Annotated in this window: 18 protein-coding genes and 6 pseudogenes; 14 read left to right on the forward strand and 10 right to left on the reverse strand. The window is 70.0% G+C overall.

Annotated elements, in window-relative coordinates; all coding sequences use genetic code 11:
- Positions 1 to 197, forward strand: a pseudogene (locus tag KUM32_RS30170) (alpha/beta fold hydrolase); the annotation flags it as partial.
- Positions 198 to 285: 88 nt separating this feature from the next.
- Here the strand turns inward: KUM32_RS30170 and KUM32_RS44010 are convergent.
- Together KUM32_RS44010 and KUM32_RS30175 are read right to left on the reverse strand one after the other, a co-directional pair.
- A pseudogene (locus KUM32_RS44010) lies at positions 286 to 464 on the reverse strand (toxic cation resistance protein); the annotation flags it as partial.
- A 206-nt stretch (positions 465 to 670) separates the two neighbouring features.
- Positions 671 to 2,722, reverse strand: coding sequence for a TerD family protein (locus tag KUM32_RS30175; protein WP_217145140.1), 2,052 nt, complete (start codon positions 2,720 to 2,722; stop codon positions 671 to 673).
- A gap of 288 nt (positions 2,723 to 3,010) precedes the next feature.
- On the opposite strand from KUM32_RS30175, the gene KUM32_RS30180 reads away from it, so the two are divergent.
- Both KUM32_RS30180 and KUM32_RS30185 read left to right on the forward strand, forming a co-directional pair.
- Positions 3,011 to 3,319 carry a transposase gene (locus KUM32_RS30180; protein ID WP_217145141.1) on the forward strand — a complete coding sequence of 103 codons (309 nt, stop codon included), beginning with the start codon at positions 3,011 to 3,013 and terminating at the stop codon, positions 3,317 to 3,319.
- The gene (locus KUM32_RS30185) at positions 3,316 to 3,753 is read left to right on the forward strand and encodes an IS3 family transposase (protein WP_217145142.1); all 438 of its coding nucleotides are present in this window, start codon (positions 3,316 to 3,318) and stop codon (positions 3,751 to 3,753) included. The genes KUM32_RS30180 and KUM32_RS30185 overlap by 4 nt, the downstream gene beginning before the upstream one ends.
- Here KUM32_RS30185 and KUM32_RS30190 read toward each other — a convergent pair.
- Positions 3,696 to 4,124 carry an organic hydroperoxide resistance protein gene (locus tag KUM32_RS30190; protein ID WP_217145143.1) on the reverse strand — a complete coding sequence of 143 codons (429 nt, stop codon included), beginning with the start codon at positions 4,122 to 4,124 and terminating at the stop codon, positions 3,696 to 3,698. The genes KUM32_RS30185 and KUM32_RS30190 overlap by 58 nt on opposite strands.
- Before the next feature lie 321 nt (positions 4,125 to 4,445).
- Between KUM32_RS30190 and KUM32_RS30195 the strand changes: the two genes are divergently transcribed.
- The 6 genes and pseudogenes from KUM32_RS30195 (at position 4,446) to KUM32_RS45455 (ending at position 10,356) form a co-directional block, all read left to right on the forward strand.
- Positions 4,446 to 5,006 carry a hypothetical protein gene (locus KUM32_RS30195; protein WP_217145144.1) on the forward strand — a complete coding sequence of 187 codons (561 nt, stop codon included), beginning with the start codon at positions 4,446 to 4,448 and terminating at the stop codon, positions 5,004 to 5,006.
- 5 nt (positions 5,007 to 5,011) lie between these two features.
- Positions 5,012 to 6,450: pseudogene (locus tag KUM32_RS30200) on the forward strand (NAD(P)/FAD-dependent oxidoreductase).
- A gap of 125 nt (positions 6,451 to 6,575) precedes the next feature.
- A complete protein-coding gene (egtA, locus tag KUM32_RS30205) occupies positions 6,576 to 7,877 on the forward strand; it encodes an ergothioneine biosynthesis glutamate--cysteine ligase EgtA (RefSeq protein ID WP_217145145.1) in 1,302 nt (433 codons plus the stop codon).
- Positions 7,874 to 9,232 (forward strand): ergothioneine biosynthesis protein EgtB, encoded by a 1,359-nt coding sequence (gene egtB, locus KUM32_RS30210; RefSeq protein WP_217145146.1) that lies wholly within the window; start codon positions 7,874 to 7,876, stop codon positions 9,230 to 9,232. The genes egtA and egtB overlap by 4 nt, the downstream gene beginning before the upstream one ends.
- The gene (gene egtC, locus KUM32_RS30215) at positions 9,232 to 9,972 is read left to right on the forward strand and encodes an ergothioneine biosynthesis protein EgtC (protein WP_217145147.1); all 741 of its coding nucleotides are present in this window, start codon (positions 9,232 to 9,234) and stop codon (positions 9,970 to 9,972) included. Before egtB ends, egtC begins: the two co-directional genes overlap by 1 nt.
- 54 nt (positions 9,973 to 10,026) lie before the next feature.
- Complete coding sequence (locus KUM32_RS45455) at positions 10,027 to 10,356, forward strand: hypothetical protein (RefSeq protein ID WP_217145148.1); 330 nt, start codon at positions 10,027 to 10,029, stop codon at positions 10,354 to 10,356.
- Between the two features lie 433 nt (positions 10,357 to 10,789).
- On the opposite strand, the gene KUM32_RS30225 is transcribed toward KUM32_RS45455, so the two are convergent.
- A complete protein-coding gene (locus KUM32_RS30225) occupies positions 10,790 to 11,401 on the reverse strand; it encodes a TetR/AcrR family transcriptional regulator (protein ID WP_217145149.1) in 612 nt (203 codons plus the stop codon).
- Between the two features lie 109 nt (positions 11,402 to 11,510).
- Between KUM32_RS30225 and KUM32_RS30230 the strand changes: the two genes are divergently transcribed.
- Together KUM32_RS30230 and KUM32_RS30235 are read left to right on the forward strand one after the other, a co-directional pair.
- On the forward strand, positions 11,511 to 11,720 hold the full coding sequence (locus KUM32_RS30230) for a hypothetical protein (protein WP_217145150.1): 210 nt from the start codon (positions 11,511 to 11,513) through the stop codon (positions 11,718 to 11,720).
- Between the two features lie 124 nt (positions 11,721 to 11,844).
- Positions 11,845 to 12,087, forward strand: coding sequence for an alpha-N-acetylglucosaminidase TIM-barrel domain-containing protein (locus KUM32_RS30235; protein WP_254406360.1), 243 nt, complete (start codon positions 11,845 to 11,847; stop codon positions 12,085 to 12,087).
- Here KUM32_RS30235 and KUM32_RS30240 read toward each other — a convergent pair.
- The 4 genes and pseudogenes from KUM32_RS30240 to KUM32_RS30255 all read right to left on the reverse strand — a co-directional run bounded on the left by KUM32_RS30240 (position 12,032) and on the right by KUM32_RS30255 (position 14,742).
- The gene (locus KUM32_RS30240; RefSeq protein ID WP_217145182.1) at positions 12,032 to 12,343 is read right to left on the reverse strand and encodes an NAD-dependent epimerase/dehydratase family protein; all 312 of its coding nucleotides are present in this window, start codon (positions 12,341 to 12,343) and stop codon (positions 12,032 to 12,034) included. The two genes, KUM32_RS30235 and KUM32_RS30240, sit on opposite strands and share 56 nt — an antisense overlap.
- Positions 12,344 to 12,369: 26 nt before the next feature.
- A pseudogene (locus KUM32_RS30245) lies at positions 12,370 to 12,532 on the reverse strand (preprotein translocase subunit SecY); the annotation flags it as partial.
- Between the two features lie 149 nt (positions 12,533 to 12,681).
- Entirely contained in the window at positions 12,682 to 13,275 is a 594-nt protein-coding gene (locus tag KUM32_RS30250; protein ID WP_254406348.1) for a chorismate mutase, read from the reverse strand.
- 93 nt (positions 13,276 to 13,368) lie between these two features.
- A complete protein-coding gene (locus KUM32_RS30255; RefSeq protein WP_217145151.1) occupies positions 13,369 to 14,742 on the reverse strand; it encodes an FAD-binding oxidoreductase in 1,374 nt (457 codons plus the stop codon).
- Positions 14,743 to 15,840: 1,098 nt separating this feature from the next.
- On the opposite strand from KUM32_RS30255, the gene KUM32_RS30260 reads away from it, so the two are divergent.
- The 3 genes from KUM32_RS30260 (at position 15,841) to KUM32_RS30270 (ending at position 19,017) form a co-directional block, all read left to right on the forward strand.
- Positions 15,841 to 16,410: a hypothetical protein gene (locus KUM32_RS30260; protein ID WP_217145152.1), complete on the forward strand. Its 570-nt coding sequence runs from the start codon at positions 15,841 to 15,843 to the stop codon at positions 16,408 to 16,410.
- 1 nt (position 16,411) lies between these two features.
- Entirely contained in the window at positions 16,412 to 17,851 is a 1,440-nt protein-coding gene (locus tag KUM32_RS30265; protein WP_217145153.1) for an NAD(P)/FAD-dependent oxidoreductase, read from the forward strand.
- 296 nt (positions 17,852 to 18,147) lie between these two features.
- Positions 18,148 to 19,017 carry an alpha/beta fold hydrolase gene (locus tag KUM32_RS30270; RefSeq protein ID WP_254406349.1) on the forward strand — a complete coding sequence of 290 codons (870 nt, stop codon included), beginning with the start codon at positions 18,148 to 18,150 and terminating at the stop codon, positions 19,015 to 19,017.
- A 194-nt stretch (positions 19,018 to 19,211) separates the two neighbouring features.
- Here the strand turns inward: KUM32_RS30270 and KUM32_RS30275 are convergent.
- Both KUM32_RS30275 and KUM32_RS30280 read right to left on the reverse strand, forming a co-directional pair.
- Positions 19,212 to 19,364 (reverse strand): annotated as a pseudogene (locus KUM32_RS30275) (electron transfer flavoprotein subunit alpha/FixB family protein); the annotation flags it as partial.
- A 297-nt stretch (positions 19,365 to 19,661) separates the two neighbouring features.
- A pseudogene (locus KUM32_RS30280) lies at positions 19,662 to 20,423 on the reverse strand (aldehyde dehydrogenase family protein); the annotation flags it as partial.
- Positions 20,424 to 20,464: the final 41 nt, after the last annotated feature.

Genomic DNA, 20,464 nt, shown 5'->3' on the forward strand with positions numbered 1-20,464 from the left:
GCAGACGCTTCTGCCCGCTTACGACCATCTGCCGGGGACCGGGCCGGCTCTGGTGTCCCTGCACCTACTGGGGTGGTTCCGCCCGCACCCGGGACCTCGTCGTCGACCGCCTGGCGGGCCGTGACGTGCTCGCGGCCGACTTCCGCGGGCGGAGCCGGTCGAGCGCTCCGCCCGGTCCCCATACGCTCAACGGCCTGTTCCACACGGGCGTGGGGAGCGTCGACTGGGAAGAGGGCTGACCTGCCCCGCCTGATCGGGCGGCTTGTCTGCTCGTTGGTCGGGTCGTGGGGAAGCGAACCCGGAGCGGTCCAGCACGAGATACACCGCGGCCCGCACGCCCTCCAGCCCATGGCTGCGCACACCGGGACCCGCTGTTTTGAACAGGCTGACCAGATCGGGCGCCCTTTCCTGCACCTTGGTCAGACTGATGGCCCAGCATGCTCCGTGCCGTTCGTCGGGATCACTCCTCCATGGGCGACGCCCCGCTTCCCAGCAGGCGCCGGGGGTGCCTCTTCGGCGGCGAGCCGTGCGGTTCGCACGGAGCGACCGGGCAGTAACGGGCGGTAGGGCGCCGAGTGGTGCCAGCGTCCTGTTGCGGTCGGGGCGGGCCTGTGCCCGAGGACGGTCTCGCGGCGGGTGCAGACGGCTGGCCGCCGTCTGCACCCGGCTGTCATCCGGCTGTCGCGCGTTCCTTGGACGGTGTCCGCCGTGTTGTCGGGGGGTCCAGGTGGACGACGACGGTGGTGTAGAAGCGGTGCACGGCGTCGTCGACGCTGCGGATGAAGCCGGTCTCGGCGTTGCCGCGGCCGCTTCCCATGCTCTTGAGCAGCGACAGGCGGAACCCGGTGATCTTGGCGTTGTCCTTGGGCAGCAGGTCCGCCGGTTCGGGGCGCAACCGCTCCAGGGTTCCGCGTGGGCCTCCGGCTTCGCTGTCGACGAGGGTCTCGACGTGCAGGTCCGCCGGCGCCTCGGCCAGGCGCCGGACGAGTCGCTTGGCCCAGCTCAGGGGGTAGCCCTGCTCGGGGGCCGGGATGTCGATGCCGGTGCGCAGCTTGCCGGTGCGCAGGTCGGCGCTGACGGTCAGGACGCCGGGGGTCCCGTCGATACGCAGCTCAGCCTGGAGCCGCCCGTCGAGGCAGAGCTGGTCGGCCAGGCGGTTTCGACGCTCCTTGGGGTCCGTTCCGCGCTTGGCGCGCTGGACAGGCAGGACCTTCTGTCCGAGTTCGCCGCCCAGCCTGAGGCAGACCTGGCGGATGAGCCGCTCCCAGTTCTCGACCACTTCCAGCGCCCGGGCGTCACCCTGACAGAGGGTTTCGTCGTCGATGCCGTTGCGCACGGGAACCCAGGCCGGTCCCATGTTCTGGAATCCGTGACAGCCGGAGTTCTCGTGCTGCAGGTAGTGCAGCAGTTCCTGCAACAGCCAGGCGTGCGCCGCGTTGCCCACTCCCTCGTGTCTGATCAGCATCTGCGCTTGGTGGGCGACTTCGGCCCAGGACAGGTGCCAGAGGGCGACCTTGTGCTTGCGCCGCTTGTCGATCTTGACGTCGACGAGCGGACTGCCCTCCAGCGCGACGTCGTTCGTCAGCGTGATCACGGCCTCGTAACCGCGGCGCGCGGCGATGTCCATGTACGCCTGCACCTGGTCGGCCTTGAGCGCGTTGCCGTTGGTCTTCGTCTCGACCAGCGCGGTCCACAGCTTGCCCGCCCGCTCCACCCGGATCACCCCGTCCGGGCGCCGCGGACTGTCCCCATGGGGCAGGGAGACCTCCGTGAACGTCTCCATACGGCCCGCCGGAGCCCCGAATCCCGCGGTGAGTCTCCTGCTGAACTCCGGCACCTGCGCCATCACCGACAGCAGCACCGAGGTGGCACGCATCTCACGGTCCCGGTCGCTCTTGAGCACCGAGACCGGGAAGAGCCTGGCCTGCCTCCAGGAATCGTTCTCCGCAAGGGTCTTCTTGACCGTCTGGGGAAGAGTCACCTTCTTCTTCGCGGTGCGCGGACGGGCGGCCGGCTTCTTCGGCTCGCCGGCCTCGTCCTCAGGCCGGCGAGGAGCAGGGACGGCCTCCAGCGGCGTCTGCCGGACCGGCTCCTCGGCCGGGGTCTCGGTCGGCGCCGGAGCCGCCGCATCCGCCTGCTCGTCGGCTTCCGCGCTGTCGAGCGCCGCTTCGGCTTCCGCAGCAGCGTCGTCCTCGATGTCGACCCCGAAGTCCGTTGCCAGCCCCGCAAGCCCGGTTTCGTAACCCTGCCCGACGGCACGGAACTTCCATCCCTCACCCCGCCGGTACAGCTCACCGAAGATCACTGCCGTCACCGAGCCGGCATCGTCGACGGCGAACCGCAGGAGGCCCTCACCGGCCGCGTCGGCCAGCGTGATCCTCACATCCTCCAGCTCACCGAAACGGGCTTCACCGTACCTGCTCGCGGCGACGACGATCCGGTCGATCCCGGACGGCACCGCGGTGAGGTCAAAACTGATGCGGTCCTCACTGCCGTCCGCCGTCGGCGTCTTGCCCAGAAGCTGCACGCTTCCGTCAGCGGCCACCGGATGGTTGTAGAAGTAGAAGTCGCTGTCGCTGCGTACCTTGCCGTTCGCGTCCAGCAGCAGGACCGACACATCAGCGTCGCCCTCGCCGGTAGGGCTGGCCCAGCCCAGACTGACGATCACCGAACCGACGTCGTCGCTCAGGTCCGCCAGGGCCACATTCGACCCCATGATCATTTCCTGCACAAAGCCCCCCAAAGGCGCACCCTGGGCATGCGGAAGATCCCGCCCCATTCGTCTCATGCGCGACACAAGATGACGAGTCACGCGGAGAAAACTGTAGTACGCACCGGGCTCGATCGTGGAGGTTCCGTGAAGCCGGGGTGTACAACAGCGGTGTCCGGCGTCGAACCGTGCCTGCTTCCCCGCGCGACTGCCGTGCCCGTATGCACAGAATGAGGTTCCCCCGAGATGCGGGGGGATGTGACACCAGGTCAGATGGGGCTCATGAGAGGAGCCCGGACGATGCCTGCCCCGAGGAAGTACCCGCTGGAGTTGCGTGCGCGGGCGGTGCGGATGTACCGCGCTTCCGAGCCGAAGCCCGTGATCCGCCGCATGGCCGAGGAACTCGGCGTGCACCACGAGGCCCTGCGCGGCTGGATCCGCCAAACCGAGGCCGACACCGGCGAACGGAACGACATGCTCACCACCGCCGAGCGTGAGGAGCTTGCCGCCCTGCGCAAGGAGAATGCCCAGCTCAAGCGGGCGAACGAGGTCCTGCGGACGGCTTCGGCATTTTTCGCGGCCCAGCTCGACCCGACCCGGCCCAGGTGACGGCGCTCGTTGACAAGCACCCGCATCTGGGGGCCGGGCCCGTACTCCGGGAACTGAACATCCCCTCCTCCACCTACTACCGGTGGCGCCTGACGGAGAAGAAGCCGTGCGAACGGCGCCGCCGGGACATCGAGCTGACGGGCAGGATCCGGCAGGTCCACGACGAGTCCGGCGGAATCCACGGCTCACCCCGTGTGCACGCCGTCCTCCAGCGTGAGGGCGTCCACGTCGGCCGCGAGCGCGTCGAGCGGCTCATGCACCAGGCCGGCCTGACCGGGATCAGCCCTCGCCGGGGCAAGGGCTTCACTCGCCGTGACCCGGACGCCGATCATCTTTGTGTCGGGACGAGAGGAACCCTCGGCCCCGACTACCGGCCTCAGGCCGCCTTGACCTCGAAGTCGACGGGGATGTTGCCGCGGGTCGCGTTGGAGTAGGGACACATCGCGTGGGCCGCCTCCACGAGCTTGTCGGCCGCCGCCTGCTCAAGGTCCGGCAGTCCGATGCGCAGCGTGGCGCTGAGACCGAACCCGCCCTCGGGCGTTCGCTGCACGCCGATCTCGGCGACGACCGTGGACGAGGTGAGAGTGGTCTTCTGCCCTGCTGCCACAGCCTTGAGGGCCGAGTGGAAGCATGCGCCCCACCCTGCGGCGAACAGTTGTTCGGGGTTGGTCGCCCCGCCGGGGCCGCCCATCTCCTTCGGGATCGCCAGCGAGAGGTCGAGCAGGCCGTCGTCGGACTGGACGCGGCCTCCGGCCCTGCCGTCGCCGGTGGAAGTCGCGGTCCCCATGTAAATGGTGTCTGCCATCGTATGTCCTTTGGTGGGAGGTAGGCCGGTATGCCCGCTGCCTGCCTGGGCTGTTGCGGCGAGTGATGCTCGCGGCGCGGCACGCAAGGCGAGAGGCAATAGAGGGAGAACGTTCTGTCTGACTAGAGTCTCCCGGTCGAATTGCATGGCGTCAATACCGAACGTTCTCCATCAGGCGAGCGAGTGGCGATGGTCTGCGCGGGGGAGTGCGCCCCACGCGAGTTTGGAAGACAGAACGTTCGGTCTTGACGAAAGACCCTTCCCTTGCCATGCTGATGCGGCAGAACGTTCGTTCTGCCGCTCCTTTCCGAAAGGATCATCGTGAGTACTGTTGCTGCCGCCTCCGGCCTGGCCGGGACCGCCTCTGCTCTGCGACGGCTGTACTTCGTCCGGTTCGCATTCGCCATCGTCTGGGCCCTCGTGATGCTCATGATGGCCGACGAGATCACTCCGATCGGGTCTGTCCTGCTGGTGCTCTACCCGCTGTTCGATGTGGGAGCGGCGATCTATGACGCGAAGGTGTCGCGTCGCACGGGTAAGCCGACGCTGCTGTATCTGAACGTGGCGGTCAGCTCGATCACAGCGATCGCCCTGGCGTTCGCCTGTGCGTCGGGCATCCCGGCGGTGCTGCGGGTGTGGGGTGCGTGGGCGGTCGTGGCCGGTCTCGTGCAGCTGATCGTCGCCGTCCCGAGGCGGAAGATGGGCGGCCAGTGGCCCATGATCCTCAGCGGCGGCATCTCGGTGCTCGCGGGCGGATCGTTCATCGCGTCGGCGGGTGCGGACGATCCCGTGCTGTCCAGCGCGATCCGTTACGCCATCCCCGGTGCCGTGTTCTTCCTGATCTCGGCCCTGCGTCTGGGCCGCACCGCGAAGGACGCGTGAACGGCGTGGCTGCGGACACGTACGACGTCATCGTCATCGGTGCCGGCCCGGTCGGCGAGAACGTCGCTGACCGAGTGGTGCAGGGTGGGCTCAGTGCCGCCCTCGTGGAGCGGGAACTGGTCGGCGGTGAGTGTTCGTACTGGGCGTGCATGCCGACCAAGGCGTTGCTGCGCAGCACGGCGGCCCTGCGGGATGCGCAGCGGCTGCCGGGGCGCGTGAGGCGGTCACCGGTGCGCTGGACGCGGGGGCGGTGCTGGCGCGCCGGGACGCGTTCGCCTCGCACTGGAAGGACGACGGACACGTGTGCTGGCTGGAGTCGGCCGGGATCGCGCTGTTCCGTGGCCAGGGGCGGATCGTCGGCGAGCGTGCGGTGGAGGTGGTGGGTGAGGACGGCGCCGTGACATCGCTGACCGCGCGTCATGCGGTCGTGGTGGCGACGGGCAGCTCGGCCCTCCTGCCTGATGTCCCGGGTCTGGCCGAGGCGGGGGTATGGACCAGCCGGGAGGCGGCTGCCGCGAAGGCGATTCCGGGACGCCTGGCTGTCATCGGCGGCGGTGTCGTGGCGTCGGAGATGGCGACGGCGTTCGCCGCACTGGGGTCGCGGGTGACGATGCCGGCACGTGAGGGTGTGCTGCCGTCGTCGGAGCCGTTCGTGGGGGAGAGGGTGACCGCTTCGCTACGGGATGCCGGGGCGACGGTCCTGCTGGGCGCCGAGGCGGGTGCGGTGGAGCGTGCCGATGACGGCACGGTGCGGGTCACGCTGACCAGCGGTGCGCTGATCGAGGCCGATGAGGTGCTGGTGGCGATCGGGCGCAGGCCGAACACGCGGGACATCGGTTGGGACCGGGTGGGCCTGGAGCCGGGTGGCTGGCTCGCGGTGGATGACTCGCTGCGGGTGGTCGGCGGCGACGGTCAGGCTCTGGGCGGGGGGTGGCTGTACGCGGTCGGCGATGTCAACCGGCGTGTGCTGCTGACGCATCAGGGCAAGTACCAGGCGCGGGCCGCGGGTGATGTGATCGTGGCCCGGGCCAAGGGCGAGCGCGTAGAGGACGACCGCTGGGGCAGGCATGTGGCCACCGCTGACGAGCGTTGGGTGCCGCAGGTGGTGTTCACCGAGCCGGAGGTGGCGTCGGTCGGGCTGACCGCGGCCGCGGCGCAGGCCGCAGGGCTGCGGACCCGGGTGGTGGACTACAACCTGGGCGCGGTTGCCGGCTCGGCCCTGCACGCCGACGACTATCAGGGGTGTGCCCGAATGGTCGTCGACGAGGACCGCAAAGTGATCGTCGGTTTCACCCTGGCCGGCCCTGAGGTCGCGGAACTGCTGCACGCCGCGACGATCGCGATCACCGGTGAGGTGCCCCTGGACCGGCTGTGGCACGCGGTCCCCGCGCACCCCACGATCAGCGAGGTCTGGCTGCGTCTGCTGGAGACCTACGGTCGCTGACCGACGCATCGATGTCTACGGCGACTCCACCGGGGCCGGGCCAGGGGCGACCCCGGTCGGTGCCGGGTCCCGTCCCGTCCACGGAACATGATCGCAGGGGAACGGCACTCAGGAAGGGACTGCTGATGTCCGACGCGCACGGGGGCCGGGCCCGTTCCGGCGCCGCGATCAGTGAGGCGGAAGCCGAGGCCCTGGTCCGCGGGACCTGTTTCGAGACCCGCCCGCCACGCCGCCTCGGTGTCGAGGTGGAGTGGCTCGTTCATGACACACAGGCGCCGCACCTGCCCGTGGCACCCGAACGGCTCCGGACGGTGTATGCCACCTTGCGGACATTGCCGCTGACTTCGGCCCTGACCGTCGAACCCGGTGGCCAACTGGAGTTGAGCTCAGCACCGGCCACTTCCTTGACGGAGTGCGTCCGTACCGTGAGCGAGGACCTGGGCGCCGTCCGCGCGGTCCTGCGCGAAGCCGGTCTCGCCCTCGTCGGCCTCGGCCACGATCCCTGGCACGAGCCCCGCCGGTTCCTGCGCGAGCCGCGCTACGACGCGTTGGAGGCCTGCCTGGACCGCAACGGTCCCGCCGGGCGCTTCATGATGTGCACCTCCGCCTCCGTGCAGGTGTCCCTGGACGCTGGACACGACGAGCCCGGCCCCCAGGGACATGTGCGGCGATGGTGGCTGGCCCATCATCTGGGGGCTGTGCTGCTGGCGGCGTTCGCCAACTCCCCGTTGTCCGGCGGCCGGCCCACCGGCTGGCGGTCCACCCGTCAACTGCGGTGGACCCAGATCGGCATCGACCGCGCCGGTGGTCCCCTGCTCACCTCCGACCCCCGCAGCGCCTGGACCCTGCATGTGCTGGACGCCCCGGTGATGTGCGTCCGGCGGGACCACGGGCCCTGGGACGTACCGGCGTCCATGTCCTTCCGGGAATGGACACGGCACCGGACCCCGAGAGCGCCGACGCGGGAGGATCTCGAGTACCACGTCACCACGCTGTTCCCGCCGGTCAGGCCGCGCGGCCATCTCGAACTGCGCATGATCGACGCGCAGCCCGGCGACGACGGCTGGATCGTGCCGCTCGCCGTGACGGCGGCGCTGTTCGACGACGTGGAGGCCACCGAAACGGCCTACCGGGCCGTCAAGCCCTTGGCCGAGCGTTCCCTCGGACTCGCCGCCCCGCACAACCCGTTGTACCGGGTTGCCGCTCGTCTCGCCCTCACCGATCCGGAGCTGCGCGAGACGGCCGACACATGCTTTCGCGCGGCGCTGGATGCCCTGCCCCGGCTCGGCGCCTCGACACACGTCACGGACGCCGTCGCCGAGCACTTGGAGCGCTATGTCCGTCGGGGCCGCTGCCCCGCCGACGATCTGCTGGATCTGCTGAACGGCGCGAGCCGCGGCCCGCACGGGAGGGAGACCCGCCCATGAACGACCCTGCCCTGGACGCCGCCACCGAGAGCGGCATCACCGCCGAAACGTCGTCGGGCTCGGAGACCTTGCGTGAACGCGCCTTGACGGCGCTGGTCGTCGCGCGCGAGCGGACCACACTGCTGACCGGCTGCGTCGAGGAGCCCGACCTGACCGCGCAGCACTCGCCCCTGATGTCCCCGCTGGTGTGGGACCTCGCCCACATCGGCAACCAGGAGGAGCAGTGGCTGCTACGGGCCGTAGCCGGTCAGGAGGCGATACGGCCCGAGATGGACAGCCTCTACGACGCCTTCGAGCATCCGCGGGCCGAGCGGCCGAAACTGCCCCTGCTCTCACCCACCGAGGCCCGCGGCTACGCGGCCGACGTCCGCACCCGGGTGCTGGACGTGCTGGAGCGGGCCGCCTTGCACGGGACGCGGCTGACCGAGGCCGCCTTCGCGTTCGGGATGGTCGCCCAGCACGAACAGCAGCACGGTGAAACCATGCTGATCACCCATCAGCTGCGCACCGGCCCCCCGGCCCTGACCGCCCCGGACCCGGAGCCCGTGCCGCTGTTCACCGGTCCGTCCGAAGTTCTCGTGCCGGGCGGCCCGTTCACGATGGGCACCAGTGACGAGCCGTGGGCCCTGGACAACGAACGCCCCGCGCACCGGCGCGAGGTGGCCCCGTTCTTCATCGACACCACGCCGGTCACGAACGCCGCCTACCAGGCCTTCATCGAGGACGGCGGCTACACGAACCCCCGCTGGTGGACCGCTCAGGGCTGGGCGCACATCCGCGGGCACGGCATCGATGCCCCGCTGTTCTGGCGACGGGACGGCAGGCAGTGGCTCAGGCGCCGCTTCGGCGTCACGGAGGTCGTGCCGCCCGACGAGCCGGTGCTGCACGTGTGCTGGTACGAGGCGGACGCCTACGCCCGTTGGGCCGGGCGCCGGCTGCCCACGGAGGCCGAGTGGGAGAAGGCCGCGCGGTACGACCCGGCCGGCGACCGCTCGATGCGCTATCCGTGGGGTGACGCCGACCCGGGCCCGGAGCACGCCAACCTGGGCCAGCGGCATCTGCGCCCGGCCCCTGCGGGGAGCTACGCGGCCGGTGAGTCGCCGCTCGGGGTTCGGCAGTTGATCGGCGACGTGTGGGAGTGGACGTCGAGCGACTTCCTGCCGTACCCGGGCTTCCGGGCGTTCCCGTACCGGGAGTACTCGGAGGTCTTCTTCGGCTCCGAGCACAAGGTGCTGCGCGGCGGTTCGTTCGCCGTGGACGCGGTGGCCTGCCGAGGCACGTTTCGCAACTGGGACTACCCGATCCGCCGGCAGATCTTCTCCGGCTTCCGCACGGCACGCTCGGAGAGCGTCTGATGTGCCGTCATGTGGCGTACGTAGGGCGACGGGAGGCGCTCGGCCGGTTCCTGGTGGAGCCCCCGCACGCGCTGTACCGGCAGTCGTGGGCACCCCGGCATCAGCGGTACGGGACGGTCAACGCCGACGGGTTCGGTGTCGGCTGGTACGCGGAAGGGGACCTGGTGCCGGCCCGGTACCGGCGGGCCGGGCCGATCTGGGCGGACCTGTCGTTCGCCGACCTCGCCCGGGTCGTACGGACCACCGCGCTGCTCGCCGCGGTGCGGGACGCGACCCTGTCGGGCGCGGACGCGGAGGCTGCCGCGGCCCCGTTCGCGGCGGGGACCTGGCTGTTCAGCCACAACGGCACGGTCCGGGGCTGGCCCGGCTCCCTGGCCGCGGTGTCCCAGACGCTGCCGCCCGAGGACCTGCTGTCGCTGGAGGCCCGCAACGACTCGGCGCTCGTCTGGGCGCTGGTCCTGGCGCGGCTGCGCGGCGGTGACGCGGAGGGCCAGGCGCTGGCCGACACGGTGCTGGAGGTCGCGGCGGCGGCCCCCGGCTCCCGCCTCAACCTGCTGCTCACCAACGGCCACACCATCACCGCCACGGCTTGGGGCGACACCCTGTGGTACCTCACCCGGCCCGGCGGCGGCACCGTCGTGGCCTCCGAGCCCTACGACGACGGACCGCACTGGCAGCAGATCCCCGACCGCACGCTGCTGACCGCACATGACACAGATGTACGCCTCACACCGCTGTAGGCGTTGTCCCGGCCCCACCCTGGTTGCCGAGGAGCCCGGAGTCGCAGGAAGGCGTTGCGAACCATCCCGGGGGCCGAACAGGCAGCCGGCGACCGTGGCGCCGTCACGCATCATCACGAAGTGATGGGCGGCGGCTTCAGCGGGCGTCTCCCGGATGTCGGCCAGCAGTTCGGTGACCTTGTCGAGGAACCACTGGCGGTGTGTGAGCACAGTGACGTGGACGGGATGCTCGGGGTTCGGGAACTCGGCGACGGCGTTGAGGGAGGATGCCGGTCGGTCGGCGATCATGGGTGGACGGCGACGTCTGACGATCCGCAGTCGGCGTCAGCTGACTTCATCCAGCAGCCGGGACAGTTCGCCGTTTGGGATGTGGAGTCGCGATAGAGGCTTCCTTGTTGTGCTGGCTGCCTCACGCGTCACAGTGCATGTCGATGGGGGAGGGTGAGGCACTCCGCTGCCCCCCGGATCCTGCTGCGCGCCGGGCCCGGAGCTGCAAACGCCCCAGCGCCGTAACCGGCCAGGTCGCTCACCAATGGCAGAGAACTTACGCCGGGTGTAAGGAAGAAATGAACAGCCCGTGTCCGTGACATAGGCCATCGAGCGGTGGTCTTACATGCGAGACACCTGGGAATAGAAGCCACGAGCGGTGGCCGGTGTAAATGCGTAACTTGCCAGAGTGTCGGACGTCCGACGCTCTGCCGCAGCGGTCCTGCGGCGCTGGGGCGTGGAAGAGCCGCTGGCCGCCGACGCTCAGCTGGCCGTATCCGATCCTCGCCTGCAGGCTGATCCCACCAGGGGGCGTTGCTTCCCCGCGTAGTCAGTCGTCGGCGGGATTGTCGGGAGCTTGCGCGGTGATGGTTCGCAGCAGTCCCTCAACGCCGTGGAGGAAGGTTTCGGAGATCAGCTTGGGATCGAAGAGGCAGCCGGCTGCCATGGCGCCGTCGCGGAGCATGACGAGGTGTTGGCCGCCGGCTGGGGCCTCAGCTTCATTGGTGCGTGCGAGCAGGTCGGTGAGGGTGGTGAGGAACCACTGCCGGTGGGCGAGGACGGCTTGGTGGATGGGATGGGCGGGGTCGAAGTATTCGGCGGCGGCGTTGAGGAAGGCGCAGCCGCGGAAGCCGGGGGACTGGATGCCGTCGGTGATGGTCCTGGCGACGGCGCGGACCTGGTCGGGCGGGGACGGGGTGCTGGCGATGGCGGTGGTGATCTGAGTGCGGATGGCCTGGTCGGCTTGGTCGAGGTAGGCGAGGACGAGGTCTTCCTTGCCGGCGAAGTGGCGGTACAGGGTGGCCCGCGTGACCTGGGCTTCGGCAGTGATCCGGTCGATACCGACGGAGTGGATGCCCTCGGTGTAGAAGATCCGGGTTGCTGTGTTCAGGAGCCGCGTACGCGCCTCGGAGATGGTGCCACCTTGTGTTTTCTTGCTCATGACCACTAGCTTACCAAACGATAGAACGTTCGGTCTTGACAGGTGTCCACGGCAGCGCATTGAATCACAACAACTAGATAGAACGTTCTCTCGCCATGGTGGTGCCCCCGTGGTTCTCCGTCGCCACCTCCTCTTCGTGGGCTTTGCCCTGGCCGTCGTGACCGGCTCGGGGAGCGCCCTGCCGTTCATCGCCTCGCGCGCGACGGCCGCCGTCGGCGCCACGTCCGGCAGGGCGGCTGCGCAGGTGCGGACAGTGGAGTCGGGGACGGAACCCGACTGGACGGTGGCGAGGATCGTGCCGAGTTCCCCGCGGGACTGAACCGCGCGAATTCGCGTCTTTCGATCGAACACGAATCCCTCGATGACGTGGGACGTGCGCATTGTCGCGCGGATCCGACGGCGTGCCCATCTCGATCAGCCTCGGTCGGAAGGTCATCGAGCGGATGCGGCAGCTCGGCATCGTCCCCATCCTGCCGGGGTTCAGCGGTACGGTGCCGCCCGGTTTCGCCGAGTGCTGGGCCGGCTCTCGCACCGCTGCGCAAGGCCGTTGGTTCGAGGACCTCGTCGGCCGGTACGGCCGGACTGGCTCGACTCGACCACCGATGCGTACGCCGCCGTGGCGGAGATGTTCTACACCGGACAGCGAGCGGCGTTCGGCACCGCTGGCATGGGGGCGGTGGACCTGAACTCCATTCTGGCCGCGGCGTGCGCGACGGCGTCCACGCCGAGCAGGTACTCCAGCCGGGCCGGGGGAGCCGTCGAGTCGCCATGGGGCAGCTCGATCAGGTCGCCCCGCACCGGTTCGGCTTCCGCGTCGGTCAACTTTCGCGGGCTCGCGGCCGAGCGGGCCAGGGCGACGACGTCGTGCCCCTCGGAACGCGATCGGCGTATCAGGTGCTGACCGACGAAGCTGCTGAAAGACGCGCATGAGCCTGTCCTCATCCCAGGTAGTGGGCTCGACGGTCCGCTCAGCGCAGGTAGCCCTCGTAGTGGTGTTGCTGGAGCTGGCTCGATCTGCCGCACCGTTTCCAGACCGACACCGACGATGATCAGGATGCTGGTCCCGCCGAACGGGAAGTTCTGGTTCGCTCCCGTCGTGGCCGGCGCGATGGTGGGGATGAGTGCGTCGAGATCCGGAACGCCGTGACGGCTTCACGCCGTCCGGGCTGCCACCGGCCGAGTTCCTCCGGTGGCAGTCTCGCGTCCTGCCAGGGCCGACCCTACAGGCCGGCGAGGCACCGCGCCCCGGTCCAGAAGGCGCCGTGCCGGGAGGGCCGGTGCTACTGGCCGACCGGTGCGCACACGGAGTCGGTCGCCGTCCTGAGCGCCTGCCGGTGGAGCGCGTCCAGGTGGTCCACCACCGCCCCCGACACACCGGCCAGCGTGAGCTGCACCGTGCAGGCGATGGGCTTGTCCCGCACGTGCTGCGTGGCCTTGAGCTCGGCGAGCAGGGCGGTGGTCAGCCGGTCGAGCCTGGTGCGGATGGCGCCGAGGTCGGGGCGTGTCGTGGGGGCCTCCTCGGGGTGAGCGGTCCAGCGGGCGACCAGACCACGCTGCACGACCTTGCTCGCGGTGATCTGGTCCCGGAAGAACGCGACCGCCGCGTCCGCGTTCACTCCGGCGGCGTCGGCCTGCTTGCGCACCGACTCCAGCACCTGTGCCTCGCGCACCGGGTCCTCGATCGGCGAGCCGGTGCCGAACTTGGACGCCGCCACGTCGTCACTCACCAGGATGCGCTCGATGATGAGGTCCGTCAGGGGGCCGAGCTTGCCGATCGGCGTGCTCGCCGTGCCGCTCACGGGCCCGTTGCTCGTACGCGCGTCCGCGTCCGCTGCCATGGCCTGGGGAACGGTCACCGCCGTGGTGGCCAGCAACAGCCCCAGGGTCGCGGCGCCGCGAGTCGTCCGATTTCGGAGGTTCAATGAATTGCCTCGTCTCGATGTGTGGAGGGATGGTCGCCCGACCTCTTACGAGGGGTCCGGCAGGGGAATGGCCTTGAAGACGTGGTCGGGATCGAAGCGGTGCTTCACTTCGAGCAGCCGTGCGGTGTTGGGGCCGTAGGCATGTGCGATCTGTGAGGTCTCGTCCGGGCCCAGCAGATTCGGATAGCCGCCCGGAAGGGCATCGGAGACGAGAGCGCAGGTCAGCTTGTCGGCCCAGGCGCGGTGTTCCGCCGCGCGGATGTCGCTCGCGTCCCACAGGGCGATGCTCTCGATCATGAGGTGCGGGTCGCGGTTGCCGAACGCCGTGTCCGGGACGGGGACGCGCGTCGCGGCTCCGTGCAAGCTGTGTACCGACACCGCCGAGTAGGGCGAGGTCAGCGTGTCTCCCGCGAGGCTCAGCATGTCGCGCACTCCCGGGGTGAGTGACGGCACCGAACGCGAGCGGATCACGACGTGCCGTCCGGAGGGGAACAGCGCGTCGATGCCGGCCAGCATGTCGGAGGTGGTGGTGGGCCCCACCTGCGAGACGAGGGGTGTGCCGAGGGCGTCCAGCTGTGCCACCGCGCGTTCTCCCGCCAGGGTGTCGTCGCCGCTCCAGGTGGGTGAGAGGAACACCGCGGGCTTGCCGTCGGGCCCGGGAAGGACGCCGGACTGCACCGTCAGCTCGTCCGGGCTCTCGGCCAGGACGTCCGACAGCGCGGTCAGTACGGTTTCGCCCTGGTCCCACGGGAACAGCACCAGACCGGACAACAGCGTGGGCACACGGTGCAGGCGCACCCGCATCGAGGTGACGACACCAAAGTTCCCGCCGCCGCCGCGCAGCGCCCAGAACAGGTCCGGTTCCCTCTCGGCGTCGGTGGTGACGACCGAGCCGTCGGCGAGGACGACGTCAGCGGACAGCAGATTGTCCAAGGCGAGCCCAAAGCGGCCGCTGAGCGGCCCGTAGCCCCCGCCGAGTGTCAGGCCCACCATGCCCACGGATCCCGCCGAGCCCGTCGCGGCGGTCAGGCCGAACGGCTGGGCGGCGGCCACGACATCAGCTGCCGTGGCCCCTCCCGACACCTCGGCGACCTCGGCCACGGGGTCGACCGTCACCCGGCGCATGGCCGAGAGGTCGAGGGTCAGGCCGCCTTCGCTCAGTGCCCTGCCGGCCCAGTCGTGGCCCCCGCCGCGCACCGTCAACGGCACGTCGTGCATCCGCGAGGCATGGAGGGCGACCTGGACATCGGCCTGGTCGGCGCACCGGACGATGACGCCGGGACGAGTCGACACGGCACCGTTCCAGATGTTCCGGCCGGCCTCGTAGTCGGGTCCGGCGGTGACCACCCGTTCCGCCTGTACGAAGCGTCGCAGAGTGCCGATGAGGCGGTCGACGAGTTGTGGGTCGGTGGCAGGCATGGGACCTCTTTCTCTGTTGCTGAGCAACGAGCGTGACCGGCCGGGCAGTTGTCGGCCGCCCACGTCGGCGGGCGCCGGGCGGGTCCGGTCGGTGTGGCCCGCGGAGGGGCAGTGACGCGAGGGAGGCGTGGCACCGGGTGCCGCGCGGGAACGTCCTCGATCAGCGGATCCGGTGAGCCTGAGGGGTGGTCAGGCTTCCGGGGGCCGGAGAGAGGGGCGAACGTTCTGCCTTGCCATCATGGCAAGATTCGTCCACGGCCGTCAAGACCGAACGTTCTCCATCATTACATGCCGGGCTCGGGCTGCGCGCACCGCTCAGGGCGTGCGCCTCCCGCCGCTGGACGCCGACGCGGCCGTGACCTGGTCCCGGGCGCTGAGCCGGCCGGATCCTCGCGAGGGCGTGGTGGCCGATCCGGGTGGTGAGGGCCGAGCCGAGCACCGACACCTCCACCGCGCCGCCGAGTGAGCGGAAGAAGGTGTCGGGTGTCGCCGTGGAGACCCAAGGCGCGGCTGCGGATCGTCGGCCTGAATTGTCGGACGCGGCCCCACCGTGCGGGCGATGGCCTCGGTGATCGCCCGCACGGTGACGGCTGCAGGGGGCATCGCTTTCACGGGCCGGCCGGCGGAGTCCGCCCGCGCGCCGCGTAGAGGGACGGGACTCGGTCGCGAAAGCGAAGATCACTCCCAGGGCCCCAAGCTCTCCCCGGGGCAGCAGTGGCCCCGAACAGGAGGAGGGCGCCCGCGGTGACGGTAGTGCGCCACAGGGCGCGCAGTCTCATGACACGTCCCGCCTCTCGAAGGTGGAAGGAGTGGTGGCGGAACGTCCTGTGGCGAGCGTTCCACTGCTCGCCACTCTGACAGGCGCCCACCGAGCGGTCAATGGAGAACGTTCTGTCTTGCTGTGAGCCGCTCAACACCTCCGGCGGGCATCGCGAACGCATGCCCGCCTAGGTGGGTAGAACGTTCGGTCTTGACAGGTCGAGGCCCGCTTGCCAAGCTATAGCGCACAGAACGTTCAGTCTCTCTGTGGGTGATCAGTGCGTCACGCGACACGCCGAACCTGAACGTCGTCCCCCTCGCATCCACCGAAGGATCAACGTGTCCAGCAACGCTGCCGCGCCAGCCCTCACAACCGGAACCGGGACAGCCTCCGCCCTGCGCAGGCTGTACTTCGTCCGGTTCGCTTTCGCCATCGTCTGGGCCCTGGTGATGTTCACCATGGCCAAGGAGATCAGCCCCGTCGCGGCCGTGCTGCTGGTCGTGTATCCGCTGTTCGACGTCGGTGCGGCCGTCGTCGACGCGAACGCCACCCGCGAGACCCGATCGCCTGTCCTGCTCTACGTCAACATGGCGGTCAGCCTGGTCGCCGCCGTCAGCGTGGGCATCGCTGCCACCTCCGGCATCCCCGCGGTGCTGGGTGTATGGGGAGCCTGGGCGATCGTGTCCGGGCTGGTCCAGCTGATCGTGGCCGTTCCGCGTCGCAAGATGGGCGGCCAGTGGGCGATGATCCTCAGCGGCGGCATCTCGGTGCTGGCCGGAGGCTCGTTCGTCGCGTCCGCCGGTGCCGACAACCCGACGCTCGCCAGTGCGATCGGCTACGCCATCCCGGGCGGCATCTTCTTCCTCATCTCGGCCCTGCGCCTGGGCCGCGCCGCCGAGGAGGCCTGACATGAGCGACCACACATACGACGTCATCGTCATCGGTGCGGGTCCTGTCGGGGAGAACGTCGCCGACCGGGTGGTGCAGGGCGGGCTGAGCGTCGCCATCGTGGAGCGCGAACTCGTCGGCGGTGAGTGCTCCTACTGGGCCTGCATGCCGACCAAGGCGTTGCTGCGCAGCACGGCCGCGCTCCGTGCCGCCCGGCAACTGCCGGGATCGCGAGAGGCGGTGACCGGTGACCTCGACGTCACGGCGGTGCTGAGCCGCCGTGACTCCTTCGCCTCGAACTGGAACGACGACGGGCAGGTGTCCTGGCTCGACTCCGTCGGGATCACCTTGCACCGGGGCCAGGGGCGGATCAGCGCAGACCGGGTCGTCGAGGTCACCCACGAGTCCGGCGTCACGACCACGCTGACCGCACGTCACGCGGTGGTCGTGGCGACCGGCAGCGCCGCACTGCTGCCGGACATCCCCGGTCTGCTCGAGGCGAAGCCGTGGAGCAGCCGGGAGGCCGCCGCCGCGCGCACGGTTCCCGGCCGGCTCGCCGTCATCGGCGGCGGCGTGGTGGCGTCGGAGATGGCGACGGCGTTCGCCGCTCTGGGATCGTCCGTGACGATGCTGGCCCGTGACGGTGTCCTGCCGCTCGCGGAGCCCTTCGTCGGCGAGCGGGTCACCGAGTCACTGCGGGAAGCCGGAGTCTCGGTGCGCCTCGGCGCGGAGGCCGGGGCCGTGAAGCGGGACGACGACGGTACCGTGCACATCACGCTCACCAGCGGTGAGGACGTCCACGCCGACGAGGTCCTCGTCGCGATCGGCCGTACACCGAACACCCAGGACGTCGGACTCGACGCCGTGGGGCTGACACCGGGTGCGTGGCTCACGGTGGATGACACCCTGCGGGTCGTAGGGAAGGACAAGGCGCCCCTTGACGACGGGTGGCTGTACGCCGCCGGCGACGTCAACCGGCGTGTACTGCTGACCCATCAGGGCAAGTACCAGGCCCGCGCGGTGGGTGACGTCATCGTGGCGCGCGCCAAGGGCGAAGCGGTGGACGACAGCCCGTGGGGCCGCCACGCGTCAACAGCCGACGAGCGCGCGGTGCCGCAGGTGGTCTTCACCGAGCCGGAGATCGCGTCGGTGGGCCTGACCGCGGCCGCGGCCGAGGACCTCGGCATCCGGACCCGCGTGGTCGACTACGACCTGGGTGCCGTCGCCGGATCGGCCCTGCACGCCGACGGGTACAAGGGACACGCCCGCATGGTCGTCGACGAGGACCGCAAGGTGATCGTCGGGTTCACGCTCGTCGGCCCCGACGTCGCCGACCTGCTGCATGCCGCGACGATCGCGGTGGTCGGCGAGGTGCCCATCGACCGGCTCTGGCACGCGGTGCCGGCATTCCCCACGGTGAGCGAAGTGTGGCTGCGACTGCTGGAAGCGTACGGACGCTGATCGTGCGACCGAAGCCTCGTCCCGGGCGTCTGCGAAGGGACGAGAGGACGGGAGGAGGGCAGAGGGCGGCGTCCACGACCAGGCGTACCACGCGGGGGATCACCGCCGCCGCGCCCGGTCTGCGACGCGCCCTTGCCGAACCCCGTGACGTACTGAAATACAGACGGGCCACAGATCATCCGACAGAAGGGATCGAGTCGATGCACCCACGTTCCACGGACAAGGATGGCGGGTCGCCGCCCGCATCGGGGAGCCGAGCCCCGGACAGCGGTGACAAAAGCGCCGGAAGCACGGACATGCAGTCGATGTACCTGCAGGACGGCCGTGTGCTCGAGTTCGCCGTTCGAGGGCCCGAGCGCGGACCGGCCGTTCTGTTCCACCACGGCATGCCGGGCTCGGCGGTTCCCATGGACTCCGTCCTCGACTCGGTCACTGACCGGGGATACCGCGTCGTCACCTACTCCCGCGCCGGCTATGGCCGCTCCAGTCCGCTGCCTGGACGTACTCTCCTAGGCACAGCCGAGGACTGCCGCACGCTGATGGATCACCTGCGGGTCGATCGGTATCTGGTGGTGGGCTGGTCCGCGGGTGGGCCGCACGCCTTGGCCGGCGCGGTGGGGGACTCGCGGCGTGTGTCGGGAGTGCTGCTGATCGCATCGTTCGCACCGCACGACGCCGAAAGACTCGACTTCGTCGAAGGCATGGGCATGCAGAACACCGTTCAGTTCGGCAGCGCGTCCAAGGGGGAGGGGGAGCAGCGCGCGGTGGTATCGCACTTGGCAGCGGTGGTCCGGGACACCCCGGCTGATCTCGCCTCCGGGATCGCCAGTCTGCTGCCCCCGCCGGATGTCGCCGAGGTGACCGGCGCTTATGGCGCGGACAGTGCCGTGCACCTGAAGCACGCTCTCGCGGCCGGAAACGAGGGGTGGGTCGAGGACCTGCAGGTACTGACCAGGCCATGGGGCTTCGACCTTGGGGACGTGACCGCTCCCGTCGAGCTGTGGCACGGAGACGTCGACCGGATGGTGCCGGTTGCACATGGGCAGTGGCTGGCAGGGCGACTGCCGACCGCCCGCGCCCACATCGAGAGCGGGCACGGCCACATCTCGATCGCCGTGGGCAGCCTCGGCGACAAGCTCGACCTGCTCAGATCGAGGACGTCCTGACCACGTGAGGCGACGGAGACAAGCCGCGCGGTCCCGGCGGGGAGCACGCTGGGCGAGGCCGGTCCTCGACGAGGGTGACTGCCGCCCGTGAGCCGTGCGCACGGCCCGCCGCTGACACACGTGACCACCGAGACAGGGGGGTGAGGCGCTCACCGTGCCGCTCTCCCGATCCCTGGTGGCAGTCGGCGGCTGGGTGCCTCGTGGGTGAGGACCTTGGGCCGCGCCGTGCTCGGTGAGCGTGACGGCGGTGTCCGCGGCGCCGCCTCCCAGCGGGCCTGCGACGGGCTCGCCGTCGCGGCGGGCAGGGGCAGCAGCTCCAGGGTGGGCTTGCGGACGGCACCGTCCACGTGGCCGACGCGGACGAGAACTTCTGCTGCCGGCCAGGACGGTGCCTGCTTCCTTTCGCGGTCAGGCGAAGGCGCGCTCCTGGATGAGCCGGCAGGCGCTCTCCAGGGTGCCGGCGGCCGCGGACCGGTACATGCTCGGCGCAGGATGCTCCACGTCAGTCCGCTCTCGCGCAGTACTGAGGCTGGGTACCAGCGGGGTCGGGGCCCAGCAGCCGGAACAATGCGGGTGCCCCGTCGAGCAGATCGGCACGTACGCCGTTCATCGTGTGTCCTCCTCGGACGGCCGGGCGCTACCGGTCAGAAGGGGTGGTGAGCGAGGTCGCCGCGCAGTGTCGTCCACTGCGTCTCGGTGAACGCCTCGATGTTGGCCAGGTGGCCGCCGTGTCGCGACCCGGTGCCCGAGTTCCCGACACCACCGAAGGGGACCGGGACCTCGTCATTCACGGTCTGGTCGTTGAGGCGGACGTTCCCGGACGGGATGCGGTTGGCGAGTTGCAGGCCGCGCATGACGTCACGCGTGAGAATGCCGAGGGACAGCCCGTACTCGGTGTCGCGCGCCAACCCGGCCGCCTCGTCGAGTGTGGAGAAGCGGATGACCGGAGCCACCGGACCGAAAATCTCCTCACGCAACGCGCGGTGGTCCGGTGTGACGTGGTCCAGAACCGTGGGCCGGTAGAGCAGGTGCCGGTACGAGCCCCCTGCGCGCAGTTTCGCGCCGGCCGCGTCCGAGTCCGTGACGACCGCATGGATGTGGTCGCGCTGCCGTTCATCGATGACCGGCCCCAGCTGGACCGGTTCCTGTCCGGCCGGGTCGCCGACGACCAGCGCCTCCGCGCACTCGGTCAGCCTGGCCACGAAATAGTCCGCGATCGACTCGTGCACCAGATGCCGGCCGGTCGCCATGCACATCTGTCCCTGGTGGATGAAGGAGCCTACCGCGCCCACGCTCGGAGCATGGGCCAGATCCGCGTCGGCCATCACGATCAGTGCGTTGTTGCCGCCGAGTTCGAGATGAGCGCGCTTGAGATGGCGCGCCGCCAGCTCGCCCACCCGCCGGCCACGCCGGTGAGCGCGAGCACCCGTGTACGGGGCGTCGTGGT

The sequence above is a fragment of the Streptomyces sp. AC627_RSS907 genome (assembly GCF_019049165.1).

Excerpts from the sequence above, each read along its gene's own strand:
- KUM32_RS30175 (WP_217145140.1), bottom strand. The coding sequence starts at position 2,722 with ATGATCATGGGGTCGAATGTGGCCCTGGCGGACCTGAGCGACGACGTC.
- KUM32_RS30180 (WP_217145141.1), top strand. The coding sequence starts at position 3,011 with ATGCCTGCCCCGAGGAAGTACCCGCTGGAGTTGCGTGCGCGGGCGGTG.
- KUM32_RS30190 (WP_217145143.1), bottom strand. The coding sequence starts at position 4,124 with ATGGCAGACACCATTTACATGGGGACCGCGACTTCCACCGGCGACGGC.
- egtA (WP_217145145.1), top strand. The coding sequence starts at position 6,576 with ATGTCCGACGCGCACGGGGGCCGGGCCCGTTCCGGCGCCGCGATCAGT.
- egtB (WP_217145146.1), top strand. The coding sequence starts at position 7,874 with ATGAACGACCCTGCCCTGGACGCCGCCACCGAGAGCGGCATCACCGCC.
- egtC (WP_217145147.1), top strand. The coding sequence starts at position 9,232 with ATGTGCCGTCATGTGGCGTACGTAGGGCGACGGGAGGCGCTCGGCCGG.
- KUM32_RS30225 (WP_217145149.1), bottom strand. The coding sequence starts at position 11,401 with ATGAGCAAGAAAACACAAGGTGGCACCATCTCCGAGGCGCGTACGCGG.
- KUM32_RS30235 (WP_254406360.1), top strand. The coding sequence starts at position 11,845 with ATGCGGCAGCTCGGCATCGTCCCCATCCTGCCGGGGTTCAGCGGTACG.
- KUM32_RS30240 (WP_217145182.1), bottom strand. The coding sequence starts at position 12,343 with ATGAGGACAGGCTCATGCGCGTCTTTCAGCAGCTTCGTCGGTCAGCAC.
- KUM32_RS30255 (WP_217145151.1), bottom strand. The coding sequence starts at position 14,742 with ATGCCTGCCACCGACCCACAACTCGTCGACCGCCTCATCGGCACTCTG.
- KUM32_RS30265 (WP_217145153.1), top strand. The coding sequence starts at position 16,412 with ATGAGCGACCACACATACGACGTCATCGTCATCGGTGCGGGTCCTGTC.
- KUM32_RS30270 (WP_254406349.1), top strand. The coding sequence starts at position 18,148 with ATGCAGTCGATGTACCTGCAGGACGGCCGTGTGCTCGAGTTCGCCGTT.